This is a genomic window from Fructilactobacillus sp. X8R4C1, assembly GCF_059900905.1.
This window is the reverse complement of record NZ_JBWXVJ010000001.1, coordinates 193779-207137: the sequence shown is the minus strand read 5'-3', so window position 1 is coordinate 207137 and position 13359 is coordinate 193779. Positions and strand designations below refer to the sequence as shown.

The 13359-nt window shown below is 41.8% G+C and carries 2 protein-coding genes; both read right to left on the bottom strand.

Annotated elements, in window-relative coordinates; genetic code table 11:
• Window positions 1-200: 200 nt before the first annotated feature.
• Window positions 201-4208 carry a mucin-binding protein gene (locus AC6UDA_RS00915; protein WP_500710474.1) on the bottom strand — a complete coding sequence of 1336 codons (4008 nt, stop codon included), beginning with the start codon at window positions 4206-4208 and terminating at the stop codon, window positions 201-203.
• A 332-nt stretch (window positions 4209-4540) separates the two neighbouring features.
• A complete protein-coding gene (locus tag AC6UDA_RS00910; protein WP_500710471.1) occupies window positions 4541-13117 on the bottom strand; it encodes a mucin-binding protein in 8577 nt (2858 codons plus the stop codon).
• Window positions 13118-13359: the final 242 nt, after the last annotated feature.

Here is a 13359-nt window from a genome sequence, read left to right as displayed (position 1 = left end):
ACTGTCAATTCTTTTTTTGACCGATTTTGTGTGAGTAAAATTCACAAAAATATTTGCAAAAATTTTTTTATTCCCGCACCAAATTAATTTTAAAAGTTTGATTAAACTCGGCTTTTGTTAAATAACTTTTCATAAATTAGCCATAAAAAAATGGCCAACATCCATTTCATAGATGTCGACCATTCAATTTAATTTAAAGCTTATTTGGTTTCTTTTTTATCTTTAAACCATTTTCCTAATCCAAAGATACCAAGAATTGAAAGTAACATAATTCCAATGGCACTTAGGACACCGTTATCTTCTTGACCAGTTTGTGGCAACTCACTCTTTTTATTAGTGTTGGTTGCATTTCCCTTAGCTTCATTAGTCCCATGTTTTTGTGACTTAACATGGGTATTATTTTCTGAAGTAGAGGATTCTGGGGCGGTTGTTTCTGAAGAATTCGAGTTGTTCTTATTTGAACTTCCATTACTTTCAGGAACCGCATTGCCATTGTGATCATTTGGTGTCATTGCACCATTTCCACCATTGTTGTTTGGTGTGTTTGGTTCAACGTTGTTCCCACTTTCACCATTGTTTCCATTAGTTGGATTCTCTGGTTCCGTTGGGTTTCCACCATTATGGTCCTCCGGATGATTTGGTGTTGGGTTAGTTTCACCTGTCTGTTCCTTAGAATAGATAACTTTTTCTGTTCCCATCTCATCTGGACCGATGGTTCCATTGACGACCGCTTGATCGGGAGTCATGTCAGCAACACTTGGTGATTTAACACTATAAGTATTGTCATCACTCGTCCAATCGTTCCATGTGACTTCACCCGTTGCCAAATCTTTGGTTCCAGTTCGAGTGAAGTGAGCCATAATCGTCTTTGATGGTGCTACTTGATTGCCATCTTGATCCAAGTAGTTAATTGTAACTTGACCAGTTGTCTGATCTGATACTGCTTCAGTGTTATGCGTGTAAACAACATTTACTGAATCATACTCATTTGGAGTAATAGTTCCGCTAACTGAGTCCTTATCAGGAGTCATGTTAGCAATTTCTGGTGAGGCAACGTTGTAAGTATCACTGCCATCGCTCATCCATGGTCCCCAGGTAAGTTCACCCGTTGCAAAGTCCTTCGTCCCATTTCGAGTGAATTTAACGGAAATAGTCTTTGAAGGTGCCACTTGGTTACCATTTTGATCAACATAGTGAATGGTTCTTTGACCAGTAGCAGTACCAATTACTGAAGCCGTGTCATGCGTGTAGTAGACATTAATTGTATTATTTTCTCCACGAACAACGTTTCCAATAACTTGATATTTATCGGGTACCATGTTGTAAACCTTAGGTGAATCAACGTTGTAATGAGCATCATCACTTGTCCAATCATTCCAAGTAACATCATTCGTTACTAAATTCTTAGTCCCAGTCCGGGTGAAATGACCAGTAATAACCTTTGATGGTGCCACTTGGTTGCCACCAGTCTTGTCAATGTAATTAATGGTAGTTTGACCAGTTGCTTGCTCACTTACTTCCGTAGTGTCGTCAGCATAAGTAATATTTATTTCACTGTTATCATTTGGGTTAATCGTTCCGATAACTGATTTCTGACTAGGAGTTCTGTTAGGAACATTTGGCGATGTCACGTCGTAAGTGTTGTCAGTACTTATCCAATCGTTCCAAGTAACTTTACCAGTTACCAAATCCTTAGTTCCAGTCCGAGTAAAGTGGGCAACAACTGTCTTCGATGGGGCAACCTGATTGCCATTTTGATCAACATAGTTAATGGTTACTTGCCCATTTGCTTCATCCTTTAAATCTTCAGTATTATCAGTGTAAATCACTTTTGTTGAACCATTTTCGTCAGGATTGATGGTTCCACTGACTGAATCCTGACTAGGAGTTCTGTTAGGAACACTTGGTGATATAATGTCATAAGTGTTATCGGTACTTGTCCACTTATTCCAGCTAGTCTTATTTGTCAATGGGTCTCTTTGACCAGTCCGGGTGAAGTGCGCGGTAATGACCTTATCTGGTTGGAGGGTATTACCATTTTGATCAACGTAATGAATGGTAAATGTTCCAGTGGTTGAGTCTGTAACTTCTTGACTAAGAACGACCGTGACACTCACCGTCTTATAACTCGTCAATCCCTTCGAATTGGTTGTCTTATAAGTCACGTTATAAACGCCAGCCTGCTTGTTAGCAATGGCTTCTCTTAAAGCGGCATCATCAGAGATTTCAACTTTATTGCTGGTTCCGTCTTGAACATCATTTGAACTTACGCCATCTAACAGGTAGCTGTCTAAGTTGTTAATGTTGAAGGTGTCAGCATTTAATGACTTATCACTGGCCGTGATGGATGGGAAGAATCCTTGTTGGTCATTAGTTTGGTAAACAAAACCCATGGGAATACTATTATTTCTCGAAGTTCCCTGATCATCATGATAACCAAAGTTAACGGAATATCTGCCACCAGTATTTGGAGCAATAAAATTACCAGTAAACTGTAAGTATTGAATGGTTACCCCATCTGGGAAAGTAATCGATAATCTAGCATGGTTCGCATCAATTTGGTCAACTTGAACCTGAACGCCAGGCAAAACCTGTCTCAACTGGTCTAGCGTAATCCACTGACCAGCATACTGTCCGGCCCATCCAGGTGTATAAGGAGTTCCTGCCTTAGGAATTCCAAACCGAAGTCCGTTTAAATCAAACGAAGCCCCGTCACCCTGAATGTCAACGGTCCAGGTTCTGCCAGTTAGGTTATTTAGATTAGGGTCTGGATCTTGATTGGGATAAAGGATATTAGTAAAGCTAGGTTGATCACCCTTGGCTGGATCATAGATTGCATCACCATAAGTAGGAACTGAAATCGGATTATTAGCAGTAGGTCCATCATAATTTGGACCAACACCAGCAAATCCAACTCCACCTATTCCTGCTCCCAAGTTGGGTGCCTGAACACGGTCAGGTGATGGTTGATTATTATTAGAAGCAACGTATCCATAGTAAAATTTGTTTATCAAATAAGTGGAATTACCCTGCTGAAACTCAGTTGAAAAGTTAACTCCAACTAGTGGAACAGTTGGGTCAGCTTGAAACGGAATGTTCAAAGTAAACGAGAACGAACCCGTTGTGAAAGCAATATTCTTATCGAAAATGTAATAAGCTTGACCCGTGTTAGGATCAAATTCTAAGTGACCATATTCCGATCCACCAGTCATTGTAATTTTATTCCAATCAATAACCTTTTTCATCATGACATCACTACCCGGATCAGTACTGTTGGCAATGTTAAAGACGATTCTGTCACCAGCATTGATGGTAGCGTCAGCATCGGTAATATTAATGTCGGTTCGAACTGACATACTCCCAAACTGGTTAAAGTTAGTATTGTCCGGAGATGCGTCACTTGTGATGTTGATACCTTTTGGTAACGTACTACTGTCACTAGTGGTATCAGCATTCATTTGTTGATTACTTCTTACAACATCAGGATTAGGCTGATTGGCCCTTTTGGCGTCATCATTTTTAGCCTGCTTAGTATCATCTGGTTTGGCTTGGGTATCAGTTCCTTGATTCTTCTGGTCATCAGTTTTTGCCTGATCAGCTTGTGAATCAGATTTAGCTGTTGCATCATTTTTACTTGATGAATCCTGGGTCTGATTTTGATTATCAGAAGTAACACTTGGTTGGTTCTCGGTCTGCTTCTTTACATCACTGGACTGGTCAGTCTTCGATTGATCAGTTTGACTATCTTGTGATGATTGCTCAGTTTTTTGGTTCTGACTCGCTTGATTAGAATTACTCGTGGATGATTGTGATTCTTGATTGCTATCATCCTGTTTTGACTGGTCATTCTGCACCTGAATTTGTGAATCATTCGCTGGTTGAGTTGCTTGATCCGCCTGCTTTTGTGAATCAGCTGTTTGACTCTTATTATCCTTTGTCTGGCCATCTGTTACACTGACAGCTTGGTCTGAACTACTTGGGTTTGCACCATTTTGATTAGATGATGTGGTTCCCGGTTGCGTCGCCGTACTCGTCTGGTCTGCTTTTTGTTCAGACGGAACGGTTCCTGCATTGGTCTGAGTAGCAGTGGTATCGGCGTTTGCCCCAAGTGTCATTCCACCGATTGTGAAAGTGGTGACAAGGGCGGCAACCATCCACCGTTTCCCAGACTTATACATCTTAAAATGTTTCTTTGAATCCCTAAACATAAATAAACACTCCTTAGTACCCTGGCGGTTACAAAATAATAAATCACAAACTACACTTATTATTCATTATTACGGAGACTTATTATACATAAAAAATATGATAACTCAATCATTCTGTTTATCAAACTCGTCAATTAATTAGGTAATTCAGGTTGTGAATTTTCAAATCTAAATCACCCTATGCTAGTACCAACACGTTTTCAGCAATTTATTCATTTCTTAATAAATTGCTGAATTTTTTAATTATTAAAAAAATATAAAAAAAGGCTAACACCCAAAATGGATGTTAGCCTTTAAACTTATTAATCTCGCTTAATCTTTAAATCACAAACTTACTTGGTTTCTTTTCGGTCTTTAAACCATTTTCCTAAGCCAAAGAAGCTGAGAAGTGACAGCAGCATGGTTCCGATCAGGCTTAAGAAGCTATCAGAACTTTGACCAGTTTGTGGTAACGTCGTCTTCTTTTCAGACTTTTTAGCTGGCTTAGCTGTTGGAACTTGCTTTGCTTGTGGTTTAGCTGGTTGAGCCGGTGCTTTAGCAGGAGTTTGTGGAGCCTGCTTAGCCTTCGGAGCTTCCGGTTGTGCGGCCGGAACTTCCTTTGGTGCACTTGGCTTAGTTGGCTCCGGTTGTACTGAAGGCTTTTCTGGTTTGTTTGGAACTACCGGAGTTGATGGTTCAGCATTCTTCACATAATGAATTGGGGTATCTTTTCCTAAATCATTGTGATCAATCGGATATGGTGTGCCAGGGACCAACTTGTTCCCGTTCTTATCAACTGGAGTGTATCCAGGAATGTCAGGGATAAGTGGGTTACCAGCATCACTTGGGTTGTTGGGATCATTTGGATAAACGATCGGGTTACTGCCCGGAACATCAGGAACTAAGTGACCTAAGGCGTAGTAAACGACCGTTACTTCGGAGTCGTTGGAATCAGCGTTAACCGTTGCTTGTCCAACTGAAGCAGTGTTGGTATAGTAACCATTGATAACTGGCGAGTTAACCCCACTCAAGACGTCACTCTTAGTCGTCCATGCACTGTAAGTTACCTGACCAGTAACTTGATCAAACGTTGCCGTTCTAGTAAAGGTCGTTGATTGAACCACATCATCAGCTAGCTTGTTCCCATTCTTATCAACGTAGTGAATGGTTCTAGTAACGTTCTTAGTGAGATCAGTCTTACTAGTTCCATCAGGATACTTCGGTCCAGTTGGGTTGTTTGGATCCACTGGTTGACCTGGAGTTCCTGGATTGTCTGGCGTAACTTCCTTAGTCTTGTGTTTGAGCACAACCGTGAAGGTTGGGCCATCAGTATTAAAGGTAAAGCCATCCGCAGGGTATCCGTCGGATACTAATTCATATCCTTGCGCTTCTAACTTAGCGATTTCATCTTTCGTACTGTAGTTAGCCTTGCTACCAAACTTACCGTTAACGGTATCACTAGTGATAAGGGCATTGCCTTTATCCTGATCAACATAGTTAATGTGAACGACTTCATCGTTAGCATTGTAGGTAACCGTGACACTTGAATCTGGCGTGTCAGCCGTGGCAGTTTGTGAACCAACACTTGCCTTATCTGGAGTGTATCCCGTAATGGTTGGGGAAACAATTGAACCGAAGACAGCGTTCGTTGACGTCCAGTTACTGTAAGTTACCTTACCCGTTACTTCATCAAAGGTGGCCGTTCTGTTGAACGTAACGGTTTCGATGCGGTCTTCTGAAGCCTTGCTACCGTCAGCATATACATAATGCACGGTTCTAGTAATGGTCTTGGTCAAGTCCGTCTTGCTAGTACCATCAGGATATTTTGGTCCCGTTGGGTTGTTTGGATCCACTGGTTGTCCTGGATTTCCTGGATTATCTGGAGTAACTTCCTTGGTCTTGTGTTTTAGCACAACCTTGAAGGTTGGGTTATCAGTATTGAAGGTGTAACCATCACCTGGGAAGCCATCGGATACAAGTTCATATCCTTGAGCTTCTAGTTTAGCGATTTCGTCCTTCGTACTGTAATCAGACTTAGAACCGAATTTCCCGTTCAAGCCATCAGTATGAATAACCTCGTTACCATTGTCTTGGTCGATGTACTCAACTTGAGCCTTTTCATCGTTGGCATTGTAGGTAACAGTAACACTTCCGTCCGGTGTGTCAGCAGTGGCAGTTTCGGAACCAACCGTCGCTTTATCAGGAGTATATCCCGTAATGGCTGGTGAATCAATTGAGCTAAAGACAGCATTCTTAGTAGTCCAGTCACCATAACTAATGATCTTGCCAGTTACTTGATCAAAGGTTGCAGTTCGAGTGTAGGTAACTGTCTCAACTTGATCGTCAGCAGCTTTACTACCATCAGCGTAAACGTAGTGGATGGTTCTTGTAATGTTCTTAGTCAGATCATTTACACTAGTTCCATCTGGGTACTTCGGTCCAGTTGGGTTATTTGGATCAACTGGTTGACCTGGTTGTCCCGGATTATCTGGCGTAACCGTCTTCATCTTGTGTTTCAAAACAACGGTAAAGGTTGGATTGTCAGTGTTGAAAGTAAAGCCATCCGCAGGGTATCCGTCGGATACTAGCTCGTAGCCCTGAGCTTCTAACTTGGCAATCTCATCTTTAGTACTGTAGTTAGCCTTGGTACCGAACTTACCGTTTAGGTCATCAAAATGAATAACATTGTTATTATCATCTTGGTCAACGTAATTAACTAACGCCTTTTGTTCGTTGGCATTGTACGTAACGGTAACACTTCCGTCAGGTGTATCAGCGGTGGCAGTTTCAGAACTAACACTAGCTTTATCAGGGGTGTAGCCCGTAATGGCTGGTGAATCAATTGAGCTAAAGACCGCATTCTTAGTAGTCCAGTCGCCGTAGCTGATAATCTTGCCAGTAACTTGGTCGAAAGTTGCCGTTCTTGTAAACGTAACCGTTTCAACTTTGTCATCGGAAGCTTTGCTGCCATCAGCATAGACGTAGTGAATCGTTCTGGTAATGTTCTTAGTCAGGTCATTTACACCAGTTCCATTAGGATAATGAGGTCCATCTGGATTATTTGGATCCACTGGTTGTCCTGGGTTGCCAGGGTTGTCCGGCGTAACCGTCTTGGTCTTATGCTTAAAGATAACTTTGAAAGTTGGGTTGTCGGTATTAAATTCATACCCATTTGGATAACCGTCAGTGACTAATTCGTAACCTTGAGCTTCTAGTTTAGCGATTTCATCTTTCGTACTGTAGTCTGACTTAGAACCAAATTTACCAGTTAAGTTATCAGTCGTGATAACCCGGTTGTTGTCATCTTGATCAATGTACTGAACGTGAGCCTGTTCATCGTTAGCAGTGTAGGTAACCGTATCAGTTGAATTCTCTGAATTAGGGGAAGTGGTGAGTGAACCAACAGTTGCTTTATCAGGAGTGTATCCCGTAATTTCAGGAGATTTGATTGAACCAAAGACCGCATTCTTAGTAGTCCAGTCGCCGTAACTGATAATCTTGCCGGTAACCTGGTCGAAGGTTGCCGTTCGAGTGTAGGTAACGGTCTCAACTTTGTCATCGGAAGCTTTGCTGCCATCAGCATAGACGTAGTGAATCGTTCTCGTAATGTTCTTAGTCAGATCATTTACACCAGTTCCATCTGGGTATTTTGGTCCAGTTGGATTATTTGGATCAACTGGTTGTCCCGGTTGACCAGGGTTATCCGGTGTAACCGTCTTGGTCTTGTGCTTAAAGACAACTTTGAAAGTTGGGTTGTCGGTATTAAATTCGTACCCATTTGGATAACCGTCAGTGACTAACTCGTAACCCTGACTTTCTAAATCAGCAATTTCAGCCTTAGTAGAGTAATCCGACTTAGAACCGAACTTACCGTTTAAATTGTCAGTCTTAATAACCCTATTGCCATCATCTTGGTCAATATACTGAACGTGAGCCTGTTCATCATTGGCAGTGTAGGTAACCGTATCAGTTGAATTCTCTGAATTAGGGGAAGTGGTGAGTGAACCAACCGTTGCTTTATCAGGAGTGTATCCTGTAATTTCAGGAGAATTAATTGCACCAAAGACGGCATTCTTAGTAGTCCAGTCGCCGTAACTGATGATCTTACCAGTAACCTGGTCAAAGGTTGCCGTTCGAGTGTAGGTAACCGTCTCAACTTTGTCATCGGAAGCTTTACTACCGTCAGCGTAAACGTAGTGCACCGTTCTCGTAATGTTCTTAGTCAGATCATTTACGCCGGTCCCATCTGGATACTTTGGTCCAGTTGGATTATTTGGATCAACTGGTTGTCCCGGTTGACCAGGGTTATCCGGTGTAACCGTCTTAGTCTTATGCTTCAAAACAACGGTAAAGGTTGGATTGTCAGTGTTGAAAGTAAAGCCATCAGCAGGGTATCCGTCGGATACCAACTCGTAGCCCTTAGCTTCTAAAGTGGCAATTTCATTTTTGGTTGAGTAACCAGATTTACTACCAAACTTACCAGTTAAGTCATCAGTATGAAGAACGGCATCACCGTTATCTTCGTCAACATAGTTAACTACGGCTTTTTGTTCGTTTGCATTATAAGTAACGGTAACACTTCCGTCAGGTGTGTCAGCGGTGGCAGTTTCAGAACCAACACTTGTCTTATCTGGAGTGTATCCCGTGATAGCTGGAGAATCAACTTGTCCAAAGACGGAGTTAGTTGAAGTCCAGTTACTGTAAGTTAACTTGCCAGTTACTTCGTCAAAGGTTGCCGTTCTGGTGAAAGTAACGGTTTCTACTTGATCATCAGCTGCTTTACTACCATCAGCGTAAACGTAGTGGATAGTTCTCGTAATTGATTTGGTTAAGTTATCTTTACTAGTTCCATCAGGATATTTTGGTCCAGTTGGGTTATTTGGATCAATTGGTTGTCCTGGGTTTCCTGGATTGTCAGGGGTAACCGTCTTCATCTTGTGTTTAAAGATAACTTTGAAAGTTGGGTTGTCGGTATTAAATTCGTACCCATTTGGATAACCGTCAGTGACTAGTTCGTAACCTTGGGCCTCTAAGCTGGCAATTTCGTTCTTTGTACTGTAATCCGACTTAGAGCCAAACTTACCAGTTAGGTTGTCAGTTTTAATAACCCGGTTACCATCATCTTGGTCAATGTACTGAACGTGAGCTTGCTCATCGTTAGCAGTGTAGGTAACCGTATCGGTTGAATCGGTTGAGTCGGCAGTAGTAGTTAGAGCACCAACGGTTGCCTTGTCAGGAGTGTATCCTGTAATTTTGGGCGAATCGATTGAGCTAAAGACCGCATTCTTAGTAGTCCAGTCGCCATAACTGATGATCTTGCCGGTAACCTGGTCAAAGGTTGCGGTCCGAGTGTAAGTAACCGTTTCAGTACGATCATCGGAGGCTTTACTACCGTCAGCGTAGACGTAGTGCACCGTTCTCGTAATGTTCTTAGTCAAGTCATTTACACCAGTTCCATCTGGGTACTTTGGTCCAGTTGGGTTATTTGGATCAACTGGTTGTCCTGGTTGTCCCGGGTTATCTGGCGTAACCGTCTTGGTTTTGTGCTTAAAAACAACTTTGAAAGTTGGGTTGTCGGTATTAAATTCATAACCATTTGGATAGCCATCAGTGACTAATTCGTAACCTTGGGCCTCTAAGCTGGCAATTTCGTTCTTGGTTGAGTAATCAGACTTAGAACCAAACTTACCAGTTAGATTGTCAGTTGTAATAACTCGGTTGTTGTCATCTTGGTCAATGTACTGAACGTGAGCTTGCTCATCGTTAGCAGTGTATGTGACTTTAACATCTGAATTTTTCGTATCAGCAGTGGCAGTTTCAGAACCAACAGTTGCTTGATCAGGGGTATAACCGGTAATGGCTGGTGAATCAACCGAACTAAAGACATCATTGTCAGATGTCCAAGCACCATAAGTTATCTCACCAGTTACTTCATCAAAGGTGGCCGTTCTGTTAAACGTAACCGTTTCTACTTGGTCATCTGCGGCTTTACTGCCATCGGCGTAAACGTAGTGGATGGTTCTCGTAATGGACTTAGTCAAGTTGTCCTTGCTAGTGCCATCAGGATACTTCGGTCCCGTTGGGTTGTTTGGATCCACTGGTTGACCTGGGTTTCCAGGGTTATCTGGCGTAACTTCCTTGGTCTTGTGCTTTAAGACAACTTGGAAGGTGGGATTATTGTCGCCAAACTTGTAACCACTTGGGTATCCGTCGGATACCAACTCGTAGCCTTGAGCTTCGTAACTAGCAATTCGATCCGCAGTGCTGTAATCAGATTGACTACCGAACTTGCCGTTTAAGTTATCAGTTACTAGAACTTTATTGCCATTATCTTGGTCAATGTATTCAACATGAGCTTGTTCTTCATTGGCAGTGTAGACAACGGTATGAACATCGTCTTTTCCTTCAGCAGCATCACCCGTTACACTAGCTTGACTTGGTGTGTAACCAGTAATTTTGGGAGAATTAATAACTGGGTTAGCGTTATCGGCTGGCTTCCAGTCACCCCAAGTAATTGAACCAGTCTTTTCGTTCTTAGTCCCCGTTCTAGTAAATGGAACGGTAACAACTTGATCCTTTGCCATGGTCTTCCCATTAGCATCAACATAGTGAACGGTCACGGTCCCTTTACCACTATTATCAGTTACTGTTGTTAGGGTGTCACTGTAGATAACGGTATGAACATCATCTTTACCTTCAGTGGCATGACCAGTAACCGTTGGCTGATCAGGAGTCATATTAGGAACCTCTGGTGAAGTGATTACTTGATTAGCATTGCCAACTGGTTCCCAGTCGCCCCAAGTGATGTTACCAGTCTCATTATCTCTAGTACCAGTTCTAGTAAATGGAACGCTGACTTGCTTATCTGGTGAAACAGTGTTGCCGTTAGCATCCTTGTAGTGAACGGTAATGGTACCTTGACCACTATTATCAGTCACTTGACTGGTAGCGGGGCCATAAGGGACCTTAGTGTCTGAACCGGGATCCGTAATTGGGTATGGATAGGTCCCATCTGGACCTGGTTTTAATGGTTGACTTGGATCATGGGGGTCCATTGGAATCATGCCAGGAATATTGGGTAATTGAGGTTGTTGTGCTTTAGTAGGATCGTCTGGTTGCGTTTCGTATGGAACATCATGGGATCCATTGTCAATTGGATTGCCATTGGAATCAACTGGAACTAATTTTCCCAGTTGAGCAACTTGATAATCGATCTTACGGGTTTGTGGAACATAAATTGGGGTAAGAACCACAACTCCATATCCAGGAATATCCCATGAATACTGTTTAGTTGTTGGGTCATAGTTATAACTAGCATCAATATGGTAGGTCGTCTGACCATCACTACCAGGAACGAGGTTTCCGTCTTTATCCGTTAATTGAACACTCATTCCACCATGATCATCAGTTTCAGTATAGGTTACCTCGTAACCTTGTTTCAGATGTGAAACCCACTTAGTCCCAACTACACCAAAACTTGAAATGGTTCCTGTAGCATTTGATGGCTCGGTAGAAATGTAATAAGTGGTGGGAATTTCTGGTGGCATGCCGGTAATATCATATGACTGACCCGCCATTCCAGTGAACTGATGGGTAGCCATGACTTCGCCAGTGTCCTTATTTGTCCACGTAACTGTCGAAGTAACTTTATCTGGAGTATAGGAATTCATAGCTCCAAGATTGGCATCCACTCCGGCTGGGTTATTATAGAACCAGTTTTTTCTGAAAACATACTGTTCAGGATTATCGCCTTCAAATCCCATCGAACTATAGTTATTGCTCCATCTTTTATACTGTATTCCATTAATATAATCGGAGTTATCTACTTCGCCGTCTTGATTAAGAACATAGGTTTTAAGAAGGTTCCCGTCAGCATCAATTTCATTTACATAGACAACTCCGTCACCAGTACGATCAGTTGACCAAACAATCCACTTTACTTTGTTAGTATTGGCAGCATTTTTCACAGTGACAAAACCATACGTAAAGTGATCGGAGTTTGGATCAACCCAAGGAACACCATAAGACTTGTAGTCTGGATCACTAACAGTGATCTTAAATGGTTCAGCAGCAAGATCAGTAGTGGCATTCTTTAGCTGATTCTGGGGATCATTGGTGGCTAAGGCTGCCGCAGTTTGCTTCATGGCTGCTGCTTGATCATCAGTCTTTTGGTTGGCAGCTACCACAGCGTCTTGCTTATTTGCTGTGTTATCACTTGTAGCTGCCTCCTGGTCAGACTTTTGATCAGCTGATGGGTCTTTTAAGGCATCAGCTTCCTTGTTTGCCACATCATCATTTTTAGTGGCATCAGCTTTTTTATCAGAAGACTGGTCCTGTGATGCATCATTCTTCTGACTTGAAGCATCGTCACTCTTATTGGCGTCTTGGTCAGTTGCTTGGTCTTTTGCTGAATCGGCCTTTTGATTGGTAGTGTTGTCATTTTTAGTGGCATCAGCGTCAGCTTGCTTATCTGATGTGGTGTCATTGTTTTTTGTTATGTTTTGATCAGAGTTTGTTGAATCGGTTTTTTGACTGGTTGCGTCATCACTTTTAGTGGTGCTTTGATCGGTTGTCTGATTTTGTGATGAATCGGTTTGCTTAGCTGAAGTGTCATCATTCTTAGTTGTGTCTTGAGCAGCAGTAACATTTTGGTTACTTGCTGTGTCATCACTCTTGGTGACGTTCTGTTCAGCTGCCGGATCATTGGTAGTCTGATTTTGCGGTACTGTTACTTGCTTATCAGACGAATCACTATTTTGTGAATTCATCTGAGCGTTGTTAGTAACGTCCGCTTTCACATTATGTTGGTTAGACATAAGGATTCCGCCTGAAATCCCGGCTGAAAACATCGTGACTGTAATTGCACTGAACAGCCATCGTTTACCAGCTTTATACATCTTATAATGTGTTTTGCTATCACGATTGAACATATAAGTAAAAACCTGCCCTTCTAATTTCAAATCAATCTATACTTACCGGCTAACTAAGCCTGAAGCAATTATTGCACAAATCGAAATTGAATTGAACACAATTGTATTTTACACAATGTGTGTAAAATACTGTCATAATAAGCTTTTATTTAGTCTAACTTCATGTGTCTGGTCCCACATAATACTCATTATGTGTAAATAATCACCAAAAAATGTAATGTTTTTGTAACATTAATACTATA